Source organism: Stenotrophomonas ginsengisoli, assembly GCF_001431485.1.
GTDB lineage: Bacteria > Pseudomonadota > Gammaproteobacteria > Xanthomonadales > Xanthomonadaceae > Stenotrophomonas > Stenotrophomonas ginsengisoli.
Window position 1 is genome coordinate 67,575 of sequence record NZ_LDJM01000010.1, and the last position, 16,172, is coordinate 83,746.

Annotated in this window: 20 protein-coding genes and 1 pseudogene; 9 read left to right on the plus strand and 12 right to left on the minus strand. The window is 63.9% G+C overall.

The genetic code is table 11. The features are described 5' to 3' along the window. Window positions 1-197 precede the first annotated feature (197 nt). A pseudogene (locus ABB30_RS16925) lies at window positions 198-533 on the plus strand (helix-turn-helix domain-containing protein); the annotation flags it as partial. A 26-nt stretch (window positions 534-559) separates the two neighbouring features. On the opposite strand, the gene ABB30_RS03775 reads toward ABB30_RS16925, so the two are convergent. After that, a complete protein-coding gene (locus ABB30_RS03775) occupies window positions 560-1,774 on the minus strand; it encodes an IS4 family transposase (RefSeq protein WP_057636984.1) in 1,215 nt (404 codons plus the stop codon). A gap of 266 nt (window positions 1,775-2,040) precedes the next feature. Here ABB30_RS03775 and ABB30_RS16585 point away from each other — a divergent pair, with 266 nt between their 5' ends. From ABB30_RS16585 to ABB30_RS03800, 7 genes are all read left to right on the plus strand, one after another. Beyond that, window positions 2,041-2,388, plus strand: a complete 348-nt coding sequence (locus tag ABB30_RS16585; protein ID WP_162531801.1) for a hypothetical protein — start codon at window positions 2,041-2,043, stop codon at window positions 2,386-2,388. Continuing rightward, window positions 2,357-2,515 carry an integrase core domain-containing protein gene (locus ABB30_RS16930; RefSeq protein WP_425477370.1) on the plus strand — a complete coding sequence of 53 codons (159 nt, stop codon included), beginning with the start codon at window positions 2,357-2,359 and terminating at the stop codon, window positions 2,513-2,515. Before ABB30_RS16585 ends, ABB30_RS16930 begins: the two co-directional genes overlap by 32 nt. Before the next feature lie 325 nt (window positions 2,516-2,840). Continuing rightward, window positions 2,841-3,242 carry a hypothetical protein gene (locus ABB30_RS16110; protein ID WP_152980546.1) on the plus strand — a complete coding sequence of 134 codons (402 nt, stop codon included), beginning with the start codon at window positions 2,841-2,843 and terminating at the stop codon, window positions 3,240-3,242. 142 nt (window positions 3,243-3,384) lie between these two features. Then, window positions 3,385-3,837, plus strand: a complete 453-nt coding sequence (locus ABB30_RS03785) for a hypothetical protein (protein WP_152980547.1) — start codon at window positions 3,385-3,387, stop codon at window positions 3,835-3,837. 122 nt (window positions 3,838-3,959) lie between these two features. Next, complete coding sequence (locus tag ABB30_RS03790) at window positions 3,960-4,583, plus strand: hypothetical protein (protein ID WP_152980548.1); 624 nt, start codon at window positions 3,960-3,962, stop codon at window positions 4,581-4,583. Window positions 4,584-4,709: 126 nt separating this feature from the next. Next, window positions 4,710-5,060, plus strand: a complete 351-nt coding sequence (locus tag ABB30_RS03795) for a hypothetical protein (RefSeq protein ID WP_152980549.1) — start codon at window positions 4,710-4,712, stop codon at window positions 5,058-5,060. 48 nt (window positions 5,061-5,108) lie between these two features. Beyond that, complete coding sequence (locus tag ABB30_RS03800; protein WP_057636987.1) at window positions 5,109-5,612, plus strand: GNAT family N-acetyltransferase; 504 nt, start codon at window positions 5,109-5,111, stop codon at window positions 5,610-5,612. A gap of 147 nt (window positions 5,613-5,759) precedes the next feature. On the opposite strand, the gene ABB30_RS03805 is transcribed toward ABB30_RS03800, so the two are convergent. From ABB30_RS03805 to ABB30_RS16115, 3 genes are all read right to left on the minus strand, one after another. Beyond that, window positions 5,760-6,698: a hypothetical protein gene (locus ABB30_RS03805; protein ID WP_152980550.1), complete on the minus strand. Its 939-nt coding sequence runs from the start codon at window positions 6,696-6,698 to the stop codon at window positions 5,760-5,762. Then, window positions 6,695-7,105 (minus strand): hypothetical protein, encoded by a 411-nt coding sequence (locus ABB30_RS03810; protein WP_152980551.1) that lies wholly within the window; start codon window positions 7,103-7,105, stop codon window positions 6,695-6,697. Before ABB30_RS03810 ends, ABB30_RS03805 begins: the two co-directional genes overlap by 4 nt. A 125-nt stretch (window positions 7,106-7,230) precedes the next feature. Continuing rightward, window positions 7,231-7,497: a hypothetical protein gene (locus ABB30_RS16115; protein WP_152980552.1), complete on the minus strand. Its 267-nt coding sequence runs from the start codon at window positions 7,495-7,497 to the stop codon at window positions 7,231-7,233. Between the two features lie 53 nt (window positions 7,498-7,550). On the opposite strand from ABB30_RS16115, the gene ABB30_RS03815 reads away from it, so the two are divergent. Next, a complete protein-coding gene (locus ABB30_RS03815; protein ID WP_057636990.1) occupies window positions 7,551-8,468 on the plus strand; it encodes a polysaccharide deacetylase family protein in 918 nt (305 codons plus the stop codon). A 74-nt stretch (window positions 8,469-8,542) separates the two neighbouring features. On the opposite strand, the gene ABB30_RS03820 is transcribed toward ABB30_RS03815, so the two are convergent. The 8 genes from ABB30_RS03820 to ABB30_RS03855 all read right to left on the minus strand — a co-directional run bounded on the left by ABB30_RS03820 (window position 8,543) and on the right by ABB30_RS03855 (window position 16,163). Further along, on the minus strand, window positions 8,543-9,040 hold the full coding sequence (locus ABB30_RS03820; protein WP_152980553.1) for a hypothetical protein: 498 nt from the start codon (window positions 9,038-9,040) through the stop codon (window positions 8,543-8,545). A gap of 199 nt (window positions 9,041-9,239) precedes the next feature. Next, on the minus strand, window positions 9,240-9,746 hold the full coding sequence (locus ABB30_RS03825) for a hypothetical protein (RefSeq protein WP_152980554.1): 507 nt from the start codon (window positions 9,744-9,746) through the stop codon (window positions 9,240-9,242). 533 nt (window positions 9,747-10,279) lie between these two features. Then, window positions 10,280-11,956: a vWA domain-containing protein gene (locus ABB30_RS03830; protein WP_083489672.1), complete on the minus strand. Its 1,677-nt coding sequence runs from the start codon at window positions 11,954-11,956 to the stop codon at window positions 10,280-10,282. A gap of 83 nt (window positions 11,957-12,039) precedes the next feature. Further along, window positions 12,040-13,395, minus strand: a complete 1,356-nt coding sequence (hglS, locus tag ABB30_RS03835) for a 2-oxoadipate dioxygenase/decarboxylase HglS (protein ID WP_057636993.1) — start codon at window positions 13,393-13,395, stop codon at window positions 12,040-12,042. 91 nt (window positions 13,396-13,486) lie between these two features. After that, complete coding sequence (locus ABB30_RS03840) at window positions 13,487-13,957, minus strand: hypothetical protein (RefSeq protein WP_057636994.1); 471 nt, start codon at window positions 13,955-13,957, stop codon at window positions 13,487-13,489. Further along, a complete protein-coding gene (locus tag ABB30_RS03845; protein ID WP_057636995.1) occupies window positions 13,954-14,709 on the minus strand; it encodes an HAD family hydrolase in 756 nt (251 codons plus the stop codon). The genes ABB30_RS03840 and ABB30_RS03845 overlap by 4 nt, the downstream gene beginning before the upstream one ends. A 102-nt stretch (window positions 14,710-14,811) precedes the next feature. After that, the gene (locus tag ABB30_RS03850; RefSeq protein WP_083489673.1) at window positions 14,812-15,138 is read right to left on the minus strand and encodes an EF-hand domain-containing protein; all 327 of its coding nucleotides are present in this window, start codon (window positions 15,136-15,138) and stop codon (window positions 14,812-14,814) included. 314 nt (window positions 15,139-15,452) lie between these two features. Beyond that, window positions 15,453-16,163: a M15 family metallopeptidase gene (locus ABB30_RS03855; protein ID WP_083489674.1), complete on the minus strand. Its 711-nt coding sequence runs from the start codon at window positions 16,161-16,163 to the stop codon at window positions 15,453-15,455. Window positions 16,164-16,172 lie beyond the last annotated feature (9 nt).

The window sequence follows — 16,172 nt, forward strand, 5'->3', positions numbered from 1 at the left end:
TTACGCGGCTTTCGTCTTTATCGATGCGGCAGTCGCCACGGCAACCAGGGCTTCTTTCTCCGGGTTGAGCGTCACTGCTGCCACCGGCGTCCAGTTCCGTGTCGATCTGCTCCAGCGTGCAGGATGCCGGGCACGCGCCTGCTCATACACCTTAGACTCAACTTCCAAGTGCAACGCCCCCATATCGGGCCGTTGCCATGTCCAGAACCTATCAACACCTGAACCCTGAAGAACGGGTCGTAATCATGATCGAGCGCCAGAACGGCAGCAGTTTGCGAGCAATCGGACTGCGCCTTGGGCGTTCGGCAGCCACTGTTTCACGAGAGCTCCGGCGCTGCGATCACACTGCGTACAACGCCAGCCAGGCGGCTCTGAACTAACGCCGGCGCCGCAGCCGTTGCAGACCGATGAAGCGGTTGGTGGCCGGAAGCAGGCTTTATCAATACGTCCACGACCACCTTGTCTACAGGCGCTGGTCACCGCAGCAGATTGCCGCCAAACTCCGCCAAAAAACCCGGGTCAAAAAACCCGGGTCAGAGTCTTGGGTTTCCCCACGTTTTCACGGGCGTAGAGACATCTGCTCCAAGACGGCCTGTGGCGGTGATCTGAGATGTTCAAGGCAGCGCGATGCTGGTCCCAGTGGCCAGCCTCTGGCCAATGCTTCGCGGCCGATACGCAGGGTGGAATACAGCTTTCGGGTGCTTTTGACCGGCCACAACCAGTGGGCGATATCCGTTGCTTCGCAGGCCATGCCGGCAAGCCAGCTGACGAAGCTGGCCAGGGTGCTGACCAGCAGCAGGATCTGCAGCCGACCACCTTGGCGGGTCAGGCTGTCTTCCAATGCTTGGCCATAGCGGTGTGATTTCAGGTCACGAAACGCCAGTTCGATCTGCATCCGGCGGGCATAGAGTTTCACCAATTGCCGGGGGCTGGCATTGCTCAGTTCCGGCGAGGCCACGATCAACCACGGCTCACGCTCGCGGGCGGCGGCTTTCAGGCTCGACGAGGAATGAGACACTTTGCTAGGCGTACGCCGGTTGGCTTTTTCCCTGCCTTTTCGTGCTTTGGCATAGACCACCAACCGGCAGGCAAGTGGGGCACTGCGGTTGATCAGCATCGATGGCAACTCGTGCGGCGTTGCCGTGGCCATCGCATGCAGGTGCCTGCTGTCGGCCCATTGCAGTGGGTGATCGGGAACAGTCTGTGGCTTGATGAAGGTGGTGCCACGCAACCGCCCCACCCAATGCCAACCCAGCGCTGAAACAGCCCGGAACCAAGGGCTACGGAAGCCGGCATCGGTGACCAGGATCGGCGTTGCCTGCGCCGGCACAAGCTTGTGCAGCTGCTGTAAAAAGCGTTTCTCAGCGCCCGGTGAACCTTGCTCGCGGCCGGGAAAGACCATGTCCAGCAGGGTCAATGTACGGCCACCGACGGGTATGGCCGCACGCAGCAGGCACCAGCTCTTGTCGGGCTTCAAATCCGACCAGTCGATCAGGATGACCGGTTGTGGCCCACGCAGCAGCCAGCGGGCCATGTCCTGCTCGATGCCATGGCGTTCACCATGCAGGTGCCGGTTGCCGAGCAGGCGGTCAAAGGCCTTGAGCGGAGCCCGCATGCGCAGGGCGCCAGGCCAGGATCGCGCAATGTCACTCAAGGTCAATCGGCGGCCCTGGATCAATGCCTCAACGGCTTGCAGCAGCGCCCGCCGGCGCAGGGCGTGCATGCCGGGTAGTGAGTTGCGCAGACACTTCTGCAATACTTGGCTGGCGCGCATGATCGTCAGTCCTTTTTTGGTTTAGTCACCTCCAAGGCTGCGTCATGCGCGCGTCCGTTTCTGCTGTGATGATCACAAGTTGTTGATATAAATGGCAAAAACGTGGGGAAACCTCAGGGTCAGAGTGCACATTCACACGGGTTCTGGAATTTATCGTTAGCTCGATAGGGACTGCCATGCGCCATAAGACTACCTCGTGTTTGCTATCTGTCGGGCTGGCCCTTCTGTCTTGTGTATCGGCAGCCAGGGCGTGCTCGATCCTGGACATGGAAGGACCGGAAAACAAATTCAACAATAGCGACACCCTGCTGTTGGCCCAGCCGATATCCACAACACGCGAACCACTGCCGGACGGTAGCGGGCTGTGGCCACGTGACTACCGTCAGCATGTGGTCTGGGAGGTGGTGAAAGTCTGGAAAGGCAGCACCAAGGTGGGCGACCAGTTCGAGCAGACACGCTGGATCAGGCGAGTCGCAGGGCACTGCTCTGGTCAGGAAGAACTCGGGTCAAAGTGCATTTTCCCAGCGTGCAGGTCTGGCACAGTCGGCCAATCGCCCTCGACGGATGACGGACAACGCGCACATGGAATCCTGGAACAAGACCATGAAGTCTGACTTCTACCGTCGGTACAAGTTTGATAGCGATCACGAGCTGAGATCAGCGTTGCGTAGCTACGTGGATTTCTACAATAACCAGCGGCTACACTCGGCACTGGGGTATAAAACACCCATGCAGTTTTAGCGTGCGCACACCTAACCATCAGGTGTCCACTTTTTCGAAGGAAGTGCCCGCCGCTTCGCGGCGCGGCTTAATTCAAAGTGTTAGGGCGCTCATGAACCATTACTTCCGCTTCGGACTACTTATCTTCCTCTTGGCGGTAGCGTATCCATCCACAGCAACGAGATGCAGTCTTGGTGAAGCATGATTGGGATATTTAGTGGATCTTTCGAAATAGTGCATCGAAGCCGCTGCTGGAGCAGCCAAGAAAGGCAGGAATTTCCTTTAAGGCAGGGTAGTAATAATTATGGAATATAATGAAGATCAAGATAAATTCGAGTTTTGACTCATGGATATGGATCAGGCCCTAGATGGTTTTTTAAACACTTTATTGCCCGATATTGGTTGCGAACTGGATTACTCATCATCATCTCTATCGATACTGGAGGCCTGGCTTCTTAGGAGGTATGCCAGTCTTGCGGAGGCGCTTGTCGCGACCGAGTCGCGCGTTGTTGATGGTGCGGCCAGATACGTAGGGGAGGTTTTAAGAAATAATCTCGGTGCCAGTAAGTGGTTTATAGATTTTTCTGACGAAAAGAATGCTTTTTATGGATTGCCTCAATTGAAAGATTTGCCTGGGCAGGTGGTTCAGGCATGTCCGCTGACACTCGTTACGACGGCAATTGATCGGCGTACCGGTAGTTTTCTGCAAAAGGTTTACCTTAATGCAGAAAATCGTGCCCGCATTTAGTTAAGGGCGTGCCAGGTGGCTTGCGAAGACCCGGGAAAGAGTGCACGTTCACACGAGCTATGGGATTTATCGCCGAAAACCCGGGCCAGAGTGCACATTCACACGAATTATGTGATTTATCGTTAGCTCAACAGGGACAGCCATGCGTCGTATGACCACTTCGTGTTTACTAGCTTCAGGGCTGGCCCTGCTGTCTTGCGTATCCGCAGCCCAAGCGTGCTCAATCCTGGATATGGAAGGGCCGGAAAATAAATTCAACAATAGCGACACCCTGCTGTTGGCCCAGCCGATATCCACAACACGCGAACCACTTCCGGACGGTAGCGGGCTGTGGCCACGTGACTACCGTCAGCATGTGGTCTGGGAGGTGGTGAAAGTCTGGAAAGGCAGCGCCAAGGTGGGCGACCAGTTCGAGCAGACACGCTGGATCAGGGGAACCGGAGGACACTGCTCTGCTTATGAAGTTGCGGAAGAAGGGCAGCGCGTGGTGTTTTATTCAAAACACCCGCCGCAGCTTTCCCGCTACTACCACGCCAGCGAGGAAGCTTTCGGCCTGCTGTTCGATGCCCTCGCGAGAGGCACCATCACCCCCTGAACATCCCCCCGGGCCATAAGACCAACGGGATCAGGTTCACTTAGCAAGCCCATGAATACGTAGGCCATTAGGAATTGGCTACCGATGACAAGCAAAAACATCCAGCACACAGGAGGTGGCGCATGCGTTTTTCCTTGATGTACCCGGCGGTTGTTTTCACTGCAGCGTGCCTGTTCATGCCCAGCGCGATGGCGGGCGATTGCGTATCTGTGCCGGAGCGCGAGCGTTTTCTGGCCTTGGACGAGGATGCATTCGACCAGGATATGCAGGGGGGCTGGCGCGCAGTGGCGAGCGAACCGCATTGCCAGGAAGCGGCGGCAGACCTGATCCGCGACTGGCGGATCAGGCACCAGAGCACGGCCAGCATCCTGTTCTGGCACGAGGGGCAGATTCGCGCCAGCTTAGAAGACAGAGAAGCCGCCGTTGCCTTGTTCAAGCAGTCCTACAAGCCCGCATCGCCCGGCACCACGGCCTGGAATGCGTATGTCGATGCCAGCATCGCCTTTCTGACCAGGGACAAGCCTGCCCTGCTGCGTGCCCGCGAAAACCTGCGCCAGGTGAACCCGCCGCCGGAATACGAGATCAAGGAAGGCCGCGTCGAAATAGAGATGAGCGATGGCCGCCGCCACAGCATACGCTGGCCACCCAACATCGACGTGGTCGATGGCTTGGTCAACTGCGTTGATGCCAGTTATGACACCGCCTATGGCAGCACCTGCCGTGCCGGGCCACCTGGCACGCCCTGACTACCCGCCTGCAAAATACCAAAAGCCCAGGCGACAACAGGCGCCAGAAAAAATTCCCACCCAACTGAAGTAATTGAGCAGATATCCGTCGCAGGCAACACATCCAACCACAGGGGGAGTGGCACCATGTACCGATTGCTGACGCTGTTGTTCAAACTGGCCATCTATATTGGCGCACCGTTGACGATCATCGCAGCCACGGTGGCCGGTGGTGCACTGGCCGTTACACCCGATATCGCCCTGCCGGGATGGCTGGGTTATCTGCTGGGTGGTGTGCTGGGCATCGTCATTGCCACTGCGATATTCGGCCTGCCGCTGATGGTGCTGGCCATCCACGATGATTTGCTCAAGGTGCACCAGGCCCTGCACCGCCTGCAGTTGTCGGCAGGGGCACCGCCGCCGGTGCCAGGGCTGATGGAAACGGTGGTCGCCCCGGTCCTGGCCGAGCGCGCCTTCGAGCGCCTGCTCGGCGATTGAGTGGCGTGCGCTACGATCCAGGCCTGAACCGTGACCGGGAGCCTGCCGATGACCACGCTGCGCAGCGAACACGCCGGCGATATCGCCGCCATTGCCGGCCTTACCCAGGCTGCCTTTGCCAACGCGCCGCACAGCAGTGGCAGCGAAAGCGCGATTGTGGATGCGTTGCGCGCCGCCGGGGCACTGACCGTCTCGCTGCTGGCCGACGTGGAAGGCCAGGTGGTGGGCCATGTGGCGATCTCACCGGTGAGCATCAGTGACGGCAGCCATGGCTGGTACGGGCTGGGCCCGGTGTCGGTGTTGCCGGTATACCAGGGCAGAGGCATCGGCACAGGCCTGATCAATCAGGCGCTGGCCCAACTGCAGGCCAAGGGTGCGGCCGGTTGCGTGGTGCTGGGCGAACCGGGGTATTACCAGCGCTTCGGCTTTACCAAAGTGCCCGGCCTGCAGCTGCCGGGCGTGCCTGCGCACTACTTCCAGGCCCGGTGCTTTGGCAGCGCCATGGCCCAAGGCACGGTGGCCTATCACCCGGGCTTTGCGGCAACAGGCTGAGCCCACTGGATCACCCTCGCGCCATTGGGCAATCACCCGCCATGCCCTGCACGCGTGCCACTTCGGTATGCGATTGCCCGGCACTGGCCAATCACACGCCGGGCCCTGCGGCCCGGCACTGACGTTCCACGCTGGCTGCGCCCCCGCTTACTGCGCCATCGCCTGGCTGCGCTCGCCGTGGGCCTGCTGCTGGCCCTGCTCGATGGCCTGGCTGCGTTGCAGTGAGTGTTCCAGCGCCGGCGCGGCGGCCTGCAGGTCGGCCATCACCCGCATGCCCGGGGTCTGGGTGGAAGCCACCCAGGCCTGCTCACCCTGCTGCAGCACCTGGCTGTTGCCCGGATGCAGGCCCAGTTCGCGCGCGCGTACCGACAGGTCCAGCAGGTGCTCGGCACTGGTGCCGGCCGGCAACTGCCCGCGCAGGTGCTCGGCCATGCGCTGGTCACCCGGGTGTGCCGCCTGTGTGAGCGCCGCGTCGGCCGGCTCGGGCAGCCTGCCGGTGGCGCGCAGCCACGGCACCAGGGCGGTGTCGTAATGGCCACCGTAGTAATCGACATAGCTGCCGGTGGACACCGAAGGCTTCTCGGTGCCGAACACGGCCGCGATCTGGCCGATGGCCTGGTCACGGCTGAGGTTGCCGGCCAGGTGCTCGCCGGCAATGCGGATGTAATCGGCCTTGCCCGCACCGCTGACATTGATGTCCGGGCCACCGCTCTGGACGATTTCGTGGCGCACGGTGGCATTGGCCAGGGTCGCGGCCCCCTCGTTGCGCAGCTGGTAATCCACATAGGCCTGGCGCGAGCTGTAATCGGGCGCCTCGGTGAAACGATGGTGGCCCATTTCGTGGGAAATCGACCGTGCAATCCACGCCCCGTCGCCCTGGGATTTTTCATCCAGCACGATCCGCGCATTGGCGCGGTCATAGAAGGTGCCACCGCCGGCACGCCCCCACTCCACGGCCAGGCCATCGGCCTGGATCTGGGCCAGGTCACCGCGCAGCGTGGCCGAATGCGGCAACAGCGCGGTGAAGGCCGGGTCCTGCAGCGGTGACGGTGCTGCGGCGGGCGCGCCGCCCACGGCCCCGGTCATCGCTGCTGCCTCACGCTGATCGAGACGATCTGCGCGCCACTGTGATCCAGCCCCAGCAGGACGCGGCTGCTGGACAGACGCAGCTCCCACCATGCCGGTGCATCCGGTGCATCCGGGCGCGGCGCGGAGGGAACCGCATCAGGCCATTGCAGCGGCTGCATCGGCTGCGGCTGGGCCAGGCGCAGCAACAGCACCGGCGAACCGGCCTGCCCCGCCGGCGGTGAGCGCAGCTCCACCTCGGCCAGCGCCACCGGGCCCAACTGGCCGGCTGTGGCCTTGCGCAGCTGCCAGCCCTGTCCACTTTCCTGTGCCTGCAACGTGGTGCCCAGCTGCGCCTGCAGCGCATCGAGCTGGTCCAGGTCAATGGCGGCCAGCGCGGCCACCGCGGAATACAACGCATCGTTCATTGCAGGGTTCCTTTTCTCGGGCAGGTTGCCGGCAGCTTCCTTGCCCATACTGGTGCAGCCGCCAAGGGTCAGTGCAGCGGACACCATCAGGGCAGCCGCCATACGGCCTGTCGTGCAGCACATGGTCATGGCAACGCTCTGGCATTCATCAAGCCGATCAATCTAGGCAATGCCATCAACCAGGTAAAACGCCAAACCACCGTTTTGTGCGCTGGACGACGGTTTTCACGCAGGCAACTGCCGGTTTTGTGCGCTGCATGTACCTGGCTGCGGCAATGCGCCGGCCCGCCATGCGCATCGCCCGGCCCTGCTGCCCCGACAGTGACAGCCTGCACCGCCTGCAGCGTGCCCGGCCGCCCTGCCCACAACCACCGGCCGGTGCTGTTGGCCAACCACCGCCTCGTATACTGCCCGGCCATCGCCAGCCCGTGCCCAGATGTTGCCCATGACCCGTCTACTGATGCTGCTGGCCCTGCTCGTGGTCATCCCGGCCCGGGCGCAGACCCTGAGCCTGACCTTTGATGATGGCCTGGATCCGGATACCCAGCCCGCAGCGGCCGGCTGGAATGCCCAGCTGCTGGCACACCTGGAGCAATTGCAGATCCATGCGATGGTGTTCCCGTCACTGGCACGCACGGGAACAGGCAGCGGTACGGCCTTGATCGCGCAGTGGTCTGCTGCCGGCCACGCCGTGGGCAACCACACCAGCGAGCACCGCAGTCTGGCCGCCAGCAGCACGAGCCTGGCCACCTTCATTGAACAGGTGGAGCAGGCCCAGCGCCATTACGGCCACCTGCCGGGCTGGCAGCGGATGCTGCGCTTTCCTTATCTGAAAGAAGGCAACACCGCAGACAAACGCGACGGCATGCGCAGCTGGCTTGAGGAAAATGATTACCGCGCAGCGCCGGTGTCCATCGATGCCAGCGACTGGTACTACAACCTACTGTATCTGTCGTGGCTGGAAAACGGCGACAGCGGCAAGGCCGGGCAGATCCAACAGGCCTACATCCAGCACCTGCTCGACCGCGCCGCCTACTACGAGCAGCTGGCCCGGCAGCTGCTCGGCCGCAGCCCGGACCATGTCCTGCTGCTGCACACCAACCGGCTCAATGCCGATGCCCTGCCGCAACTGGTGAGCGCCTTCCAGGGCCACGGCTGGCGCTTCATATCGCCCCTGCAGGCCTTCGACGATGTGCTTTACCGGCAACAGCCGGACATCCTGCCGGCCGGGGAAAGCATTGTCTGGGCACTGGCCAAGGCGCAGGACCTGCCCGGCCTGCGCTACCCGGCCGAGGACGCGCGCTACGAACAACCCGCACTGCAGGCACAAGGGCTGGTGCCGGCAAAATCCGCTCCCCGCTGAGCCGGCCGCTCCAGCGGATGCCATTGTTGCGGCGCCAGCACCAGCGCGCCGCAACCGGGCATCAGGCAGCAGGCTTACAGGTCGTTGGCCGGGCCCTGCGTCTGGTCAGCCGGCTCATCGTCAGCGGCCAGCATTGCCGTATGCGCGGCCAGGGTTTGCGCATTGATGATCGGCGTATCGGTCAACGAGCCCGAATCGATGCGCCAGTCCCCGTCCACGGCCAGGATGCGGTAGCTGACCCGCTCGTTGCGTGCGCGCGGGCCGTTGCCCAGTGGCAGCTCTTCCTCGCCGGTCAGCGCCGGCAGCTGGTAGTTGACCACCACAGTGCAGTTGCTGCCATGGCAACGCGGTTTACCCAGGCGGTGGCCACTGCTCAGCAGCACGGTATCGGCACCGATGCCCTCGTAATCCGGCTCCAGGTGCAGGTGCTGCTGCATGCCTTCGGCATCGCTGTGCAGGCGCCCACCGCCCAGCTCCCAGGCCACGAACTGCTCCACCGCCTGCAGCGGGGTTTCCCAGGCACTTGCCACGGCCGGCAGCATTGCCAGGCACACCATCACGCACTTGATCACAGCCACATCCTGTTGCCATTGATAACCGGTGCAGGATAGGCAAGACCGGATCATTTATTGCGCCTGCAACCCGACATTGGCGTGGGCGCTGCGAGCGGATGCCTTGCATGCAAGCGTCATGCTGGCAAGGCCACTTCGCGCATAGCCACAATAAACCCGGCAAACGCCGGGTTTGACGCATCAAGCACGCGGGAAACCATCAACGGCGATATACATCATCGCTGTGCTCGTTTTCCTTGCTGGTGCGGGTGGAACGCTGCACGCGGGTATCGCCGCACGACGTGCAGACATAGGTCTTGCTCACCTCGTAACGGGTTTCGGTCCAGCTGATCTTGCGGATCAGGCGCTTGCCTTCGTTGGGCCCGGAGATCGAGCGCCCGGCTTCCACCTCACGATGACGCGGCGTGGAGGACAGGTAGCGTTCCTGCTTGTCGGTCATGCTCACGCTGTACAGGGCGCTGCACTGGTCACAACGCGCACTGGCGGCCATCAGCCAATGGCTGGCCACATAGGCCAGGAAAAAACTGCCCAGCCCCACACCCATGAAATAGAAATAGCGCAGGTACGGATAGGCCTCACGGATCAGCAGCCAGCCCACACCAGAGACAACTACCGCCACCGCCACGCCGATCAGGGTGGAATACAACTCCAGCTGTTTCTTTCTGGCCTGCTGTTCGGCCGTCAAACCCAGATCATCTTCCGACATCACCAACCCCATACCGCACAAATCACCCGTACAGACACGGGCCCCTTCTGCTCCGCGCGCACTGCACAGCGGGAGCGATGCACACACTAGCGGCGGCGATGCGCGCAGACAATACCGGGCAATGCATCAACGCAGCTGGCAAGCCACAGCGCGTATCGGGTGATGGTGGCCGCTGATTGAGCGCTGCCGGCCGCACAACCGGATCAGGAAACAGGCGCAGGCGTTTACACCTGCCCGGGTCGTATTTTCACCAGGCTCAGCGCCTGTCTGGCACCTATTGGTGCAGCGTTGCCAACAACTGAGCCGGTGCGGTGACAGGGTCAGCGTCGTCCCCTCATTGCCGGGAAGCAGCACACACTGCCCGTCCGTGCCAATCGCCGCGCCCCTCCTGCCCTTATCGCCACGGAACCAACCGGCCTGATGGCGTGATCCAGGCAAGCCATCCTGTCCAGACACAGGAACTGACATCTGCACTGATCCATGGCAAGGCGCCTGGCTGTATTCAACAGACGCAGGCGCACTGCCCGGGTGGATCAGTTGTCGAGCTCGGGCTGGGGCTTGTCCACCAGGCCTTGGGCCAGGCGCATCAGCTGCACGGCCTGCGCGCGTTCGCCGTTGGCATCGGTTCCACGTGCGGCCTGGGCCGCCTGGATGACCTTGTCCCAGTTCCAGGCCGGCATGCGCTCACCGCCACGCAGCTGGTCGGCAAAGCCGGCTACCGCCGCCGCCCACTGCAACGACTGGCTCGGCGTGCGCCGTGCATCGGCGGCCAGCACCGGGCGGGTCAACAGCTTGCTGTCGTTCTGGCCGGGCAGCTTGTAGCGCAGGCGCAGCTCGGCCACTTCACCGGCCACCGCGGCCGGGGTGGCACTGGCCGCGGTGGCATAGCGACGTGCCGGCAACTGTTCGGCGCCGCTGCCCACCGGGGTCAGTTCGTACAGCGCGGTGACCTCGTGGCCGGGGCCGATGTCACCGGCATCGACCTTGTCATTGGCAAAGTCCTCGTTGGCCAGCACCCGGTTTTCATAGCCGATCAGGCGGTACTCACTGATCCGTGCCGGGTTGAATTCGACCTGGATCTTCACATCGTTGGCGATGGTGTACAGGGTGCCGCCCATCTGCTCGACCAGCACCTTGCGAGCCTGGCTGAGCGAATCGATATAGGCATGGTTGCCGTTGCCGATGTTGGCCAGCTTCTCGGCCATCGCATCGTTGTAGTTGCCACGGCCAAAGCCCAGCGTGCTCAGGGCGATGCCGCTGGCGCGGCGGTCTGCCACCAGGGTTTCCAGTGCGCCCTGGTTGACCGTGCCGACATTGAAATCACCATCGGTGGCCAGCAGCACCCGGTTGGCACCGCCACGGATGAACGACTGCCGGGCCAGCGCATAGGCCAGCTCGATACCGGCACCGCCATTGGTGCTGCCGCCGGCTTCCAGCTGCTCCAGTGCGGCGAGGATGCGCGCGTGCTGGTCACCGGCGGTGGGCGGCAGCACTTCGCCGGCACTGCCGGCATAGCTGACGATGGCCACCTTGTCCTGGGCGCGCAGCTGCGGCACCAGCTGGGCGAAGGCTTTTTTCAGCAGCGGCAGCTTGTCGGCCGAGTACATCGAGCCGGAGGTGTCGATCAGGAACACCAGGTTCATCGGCGGCAGGGCATCACGCGGCAGCTCATAGCCCTTGATGCCGATCATCAGCAGCTGGCGGCGGCTGTCCCACGGGGCCGGGGCCAGCTCGGTATGGAAGGCGAACGGCACATCGCGGGTTGTCGGAGCCGGGTGGCCGTAGCGGAAGCTGTTGATGAACTCCTCGGCGCGCACGGCATCGGCCGGCGGCCGGCTGCCCTGCTCCAGCAGCTTGCGCACATTGCTGTAGCTGCCGGTATCCACATCCACCGAGAAGGTGGACACCGGGTCACTGGCGGTGGCCTTGACCGGGTTGTCGTCCGGGCGCTGGTAGTTCTCGCGGTTGACCTCGACCACCGGAGCCGGTGCCACCCGACTGCCACTGACCTGCATCCGGTGCAGGGTATTGCCGCTGTAGGCCGACATCGGCATGGCGGGCGCCATCGGTGCCGGCGGGCTGGGAGGACTGGGCGGGGCGACAATGTCGCTGGCGCGTGGCTGCGGTGCTTCCTGCACCACGTGCTTGGCACAACCGGCCAGGGCCAGCAGGACGGCGGAGGCGAGTACGGCGCGGGATACGGCGGTCATCGGCACAGCTCCTTGTGGAATGTGCCGACAGTAGCCCGGGCATGGGCGGCAGCGAAAGGCCGCCGCCCGCTTGCGTTTACCGATCAGGCGGTGAGCGCGTCCAGCGAGGCCTGCTCGATGCCGGCGTACAGGGCGAAGGCATCGCCCACCGGCGCGCCCAGGGCGGCCTCGAAGGCGGCCTGGTTGGCCTGCTCGGCATAGGCACGCTGCTCGGCCCCGCCCAGGTTGGACTGGAAGATGCCGGCGGCGCTGACGGGCAGGAAATCCTCGTAGACGATCGGGTCGGCACTGGCCAGGCCACGTTCGATCAACACCTCGGCCGGCAACTGGCGCGCGGCGGCCGGCAGTGCCGCACCGGCCTCGGTGAGGCGGTAGCGGAAGTAGCCCAGGCCTTCACGGCGCAGGCTGGCCCAGTCATCCGGGAAGCCGGCAAAGGCCGTCTGCAGACGGGTGTAGTAGTCATCGCCGGTGCTGCCTTCGGCCGCACGGGCCTGTTCCAGCAGCTGGTCATACAGCGCGCGTCCCTTCGGGGTCAGGGCCAGGCCACGCTGCTCGATTTCGCCAAAACGCGCAGTGTGCGAACCGGCCGCGCCGGCATCGCCGACAAAATGCACCGGCTCGTTGAGCGCCTTGAAGCTGGTCTGGCGCAGCAGGATCGGGCAGGCACGACGCGGCGGGCCTTCGATCACCGCCTTGGCATCGATGCCGGCGGCGATCATGCCCTCCTGCGCGGCATCGATATCCAGAGTGCGCGGGGTGAGGTGGTTGATGTGCGGGCCACGGAAGCTGACCACGTCGGCAATCAGGCGGTGGGCATCGTGCAGCTGCTGGTAGGTGGCCAGCGACACGGTGGCATCGCTGTGCCAGCGGAAGGTTTCCAGCGCTTCGGCGACAAAGGCCTGCGCATCGGCCTGGTCCAGCCCGCCCTGCGCTTCGGCCTTGGCCACCAGGGTCACGGCGGCATCGGTGAAGATGTTGCGCTTGGCCAGGATGGCGGCGGACTGCTCGCGCAGCGCGGCGTCCTCGATCAGCTCCAGGCGCAGCAGCGAGCAGAACACGCGGAACGGGTTGCGCGACAGGCTGGCCGCCTCCAACGGACGGAACGCGGTGGAGTGCACCGGCACCCCGGCCACAGCCAGGTCGTAGTAACCCACCGGGTACATGCCCATCACCGCAAACACCCGGCGCAGCATCGCCAGCTCGGCCGCGGTGCCGACACGGATCGCGCCATGGCGCTCCAGGTCGATGCGCTCGTAGTCGTCATTGCGCTTGAGCGAGGCCGCCAGCTCGGCATCGCCGGCCAGCACCTTGGCATTGATCGCCGACACCAGCTCGACCAGGTCGCCATACAGCGGCACCTCGGTGCGGTACATGTGGGACATCGCCTGGGCAAACAGGCTGCGGATGTGATCGGGTGAAACCAGGTTTTCAGCGGTCATCGGGCGAGCATGTGGCGGTGGAATATGCCGGCCATTGTCACCATTAGCCGGGCGTTTTGCGATCCGCACAGCAACATCGGCTTGATCTGGATCAAGCCTTGCCCAAGGCGGCCGGCAGCGGCCGTGCCCAGACCCGGTAACTGTGCTGGAAACGCTGGCGCAACTGCCGCCACTGCGCGGTTCCCAGGCGCAGCTCCTGTGCGGCCAGCGCCGCCTCCCAGTCACCCTCGCCGGCCGCATCGCGGGCCTGCAGCAGCTGCAGGCAGGGCAGCTGGAGCAGCGCGCCGAGCTGGCAGGCGAAATACACATCGGCTGCCTGCCGCTGCGGCTGGGCCAGCCACTGCCGCAACTGCGCCCGCCCCACCCCGCTGGCATGGTGCAACTCGTCGACAAAGGCATCCGGATGACGCTCGACGTAGTAGTTGATGTCGCTCAGGCCGGCATCGATATCAGCCCGCCCGCTCTGCGCGCGGTAGGCCGCGGTCAACTCGGCGGTTTGCTCGGCCAGTGCCAACACCGGCCACAACAACAGCGACAAGGCGATGGCACAGCGCGCGCTCATGCGTGCGCACCTTCTTCGATCAAGGCGCTGATGCTGGCAACCGTCTGCGGCCATTGCGCGGCGCAACTGACATGACGCAGGCGCGGATGGTCCGCGTCCACCCCGTGTTCCTGCTCGTGGGCCCAGGTCATCGCGTAAGGCATGTGCACGGCCCAGCCGCCCAGGGCCAGCACCGGCTCGGCGTCGGAGCGCAACGAATTGCCGATCATTACGAAGCGCTCCATCGGCACGGCGAATTCGGCCAGCACGCGGGCGTAGGTGGCCGGGTCCTTTTCCGAGACGATCTCGATGCGCGGCAGGATGTCCTGCAGGCCGGCGCGCTTGATCTTGGATTCCTGGTGGAACAGGTCGCCCTTGGTGATCAGCACCACCGGATGCTCGGTAGCAATGGCGGCCACCGCCTCGCGCACACCGTCCAGCAGGTCCACCGGATGACGCAGGGTGTCATGGCCCAGTTGCAGGATGCGCGAGATATCGGCGGTGCTGATGCGCCCGGCAGTCATCTCGATGGCCGCTTCCAGCATCGACAGGGTCATGCCCTTGGCACCGTAACCGTAGATGCCCAGGTTGCGCCGCTCCACCGCCAGCAGGTGGCCGGCCGTCTGTGGATTGGTCATGTCGATGTACTCGCCGACGATGGACTGGAAGGTCTTCTCGGCGGCGCGGTAATAGTCTTCGCTCTTCCACAGGGTGTCATCGGCATCAAAGCCGACCAGGACAGAGGAACGTGCTTGCGGGGTGGGGGTATTCATGGCCCAAGGATAGCAGCGCCGCCCCGCCCTCCTGCCCACACAGACGGGGGCAGCCGTCATGGCTGCCCCCGCGGGATGGTCACACTGCGTGACAGGTGTGGATCAGTTGACCGGCTCTTCTTCCGGCTCGCTCACCGGCTCGGCCACATCGGCACTGGTGGCCGCTTCCGGGGCCGCAGTGCTGGCCAGGTAGTTGCTGTATTCCTGCGCGGTCAGCTGGCCATCGGCATCACTGTCAACCTTGTCGAACACCGATGCCAGGGTGCTGTGGGCGGCGGCCTCTTCCTTGCTCAGGTTGCCGTCGCCATTGGTATCCAGGCTGGCCCAGCTCTGGCCGGAGCCGGCGGCGTTGGTTTCCTGGGCCATTGCCGGGGCGGCAGCGGCGGCAACAAGCAGGGCGCACAGCGGAAGGGCGTTGAATCGGGACATGGGTTCAGCTCCTGGTTCTCGGGGTTGGTTGCGCCAGGACAGGGGAGTGCCCTGGCTGCGGAACCTACCCTGCCTGTGCGGCGATGAACCGATTCCCCCCGGCTTTGCCGCGCGCAACGGCGATTTAACCCATGCCGCCCGCCGCTGTTCTAGCCCGCTGTTAGGGACAAATGAAAGGCCGGTTAGCGGTTGATTCAATCCGGCGCATTTCGTGGCCATCCGCACACTTCTGCGCGTGATGTGCGAGGCCGGCTTTGCCTGCTGGCAAATGAACATGTCAGCCGGCACAGCGATTTTTCAATGCACCAGCCGGCTCAATGCACCGGCACATCCAGTGCCTGGGCCTGTTCGCGCTGCAGCGGATGGCTGAAATGCCACCATTCCATCGCATACGGCTCGAAGCCTTCGGCCTGCATGGCCTGCTGCAGCAACTCCCGGTTGTCCTGCTGGGCCGGGGTGATATGCGGGTGACCCAGGTTGGCGCGCGGATCGAAGAAATCAAACGGCGTACCCATGTCCAAGGCATGGCAGGCGCCGCCACGGCAATCGAGCAGGCCCAGATCCACCGTATGCCCACGGCTGTGGCCGGAGGTGGCCGAGATGTAGCCGTTGAGCAGGTCCGGCTTGTCGATGTTGGGGAAGTAGGCGGCCTTGGCGGCCGCATCGGCCGGGGCCTGTGCCCAGGCCACGAAGGACTGCACCGCCTGCACCGGCCGGTAGCAGTCGTACACCTGCAGGCGGTAACCCTGGCCGAGCAGGTGCTGCTGCACCCGCGCCAACGCAGCGGCAGCCGGGGCACGCAGGTAACAGATGTTGGCGTGGTAACCCGGCACCGGCGCGCCGGTGAAGTTGTTGCTGCCCAGGTAGCGCATGTCGATGTCGATATCCGGCGCCAGGCTGGCCACATCCACCAGCCCGGCCTGCTGTGCACTGGCATCGGGCGGCTGCGTCACATCGTCTGCCTGTGCCAGGCACGGCAGCGCAGTGGCGGACAGCAACAGCAATGAAGCAAGGGCAAGGCGCATGGCGTTCTC

What these genes read in the sequence shown, in the direction of transcription:
- ABB30_RS03850 (WP_083489673.1), bottom strand. Translation starts at nt 15,138, where the DNA reads ATGTCCCGATTCAACGCCCTTCCGCTGTGCGCCCTGCTTGTTGCCGCC.
- ABB30_RS03775 (WP_057636984.1), bottom strand. Translation starts at nt 1,774, where the DNA reads ATGCGCGCCAGCCAAGTATTGCAGAAGTGTCTGCGCAACTCACTACCC.
- ABB30_RS03840 (WP_057636994.1), bottom strand. Translation starts at nt 13,957, where the DNA reads ATGAGCGCGCGCTGTGCCATCGCCTTGTCGCTGTTGTTGTGGCCGGTG.
- ABB30_RS03845 (WP_057636995.1), bottom strand. Translation starts at nt 14,709, where the DNA reads ATGAATACCCCCACCCCGCAAGCACGTTCCTCTGTCCTGGTCGGCTTT.
- ABB30_RS03785 (WP_152980547.1), top strand. Translation starts at nt 3,385, where the DNA reads ATGCGTCGTATGACCACTTCGTGTTTACTAGCTTCAGGGCTGGCCCTG.
- ABB30_RS03815 (WP_057636990.1), top strand. Translation starts at nt 7,551, where the DNA reads ATGACCCGTCTACTGATGCTGCTGGCCCTGCTCGTGGTCATCCCGGCC.
- ABB30_RS16110 (WP_152980546.1), top strand. Translation starts at nt 2,841, where the DNA reads ATGGATATGGATCAGGCCCTAGATGGTTTTTTAAACACTTTATTGCCC.
- ABB30_RS03800 (WP_057636987.1), top strand. Translation starts at nt 5,109, where the DNA reads ATGACCACGCTGCGCAGCGAACACGCCGGCGATATCGCCGCCATTGCC.
- ABB30_RS16930 (WP_425477370.1), top strand. Translation starts at nt 2,357, where the DNA reads ATGGAATCCTGGAACAAGACCATGAAGTCTGACTTCTACCGTCGGTAC.
- ABB30_RS03855 (WP_083489674.1), bottom strand. Translation starts at nt 16,163, where the DNA reads ATGCGCCTTGCCCTTGCTTCATTGCTGTTGCTGTCCGCCACTGCGCTG.
- ABB30_RS03790 (WP_152980548.1), top strand. Translation starts at nt 3,960, where the DNA reads ATGCGTTTTTCCTTGATGTACCCGGCGGTTGTTTTCACTGCAGCGTGC.
- ABB30_RS16585 (WP_162531801.1), top strand. Translation starts at nt 2,041, where the DNA reads ATGGAAGGACCGGAAAACAAATTCAACAATAGCGACACCCTGCTGTTG.
- ABB30_RS03825 (WP_152980554.1), bottom strand. Translation starts at nt 9,746, where the DNA reads ATGTCGGAAGATGATCTGGGTTTGACGGCCGAACAGCAGGCCAGAAAG.
- ABB30_RS03830 (WP_083489672.1), bottom strand. Translation starts at nt 11,956, where the DNA reads ATGACCGCCGTATCCCGCGCCGTACTCGCCTCCGCCGTCCTGCTGGCC.
- ABB30_RS03805 (WP_152980550.1), bottom strand. Translation starts at nt 6,698, where the DNA reads ATGACCGGGGCCGTGGGCGGCGCGCCCGCCGCAGCACCGTCACCGCTG.
- ABB30_RS03795 (WP_152980549.1), top strand. Translation starts at nt 4,710, where the DNA reads ATGTACCGATTGCTGACGCTGTTGTTCAAACTGGCCATCTATATTGGC.
- hglS (WP_057636993.1), bottom strand. Translation starts at nt 13,395, where the DNA reads ATGACCGCTGAAAACCTGGTTTCACCCGATCACATCCGCAGCCTGTTT.
- ABB30_RS03810 (WP_152980551.1), bottom strand. Translation starts at nt 7,105, where the DNA reads ATGAACGATGCGTTGTATTCCGCGGTGGCCGCGCTGGCCGCCATTGAC.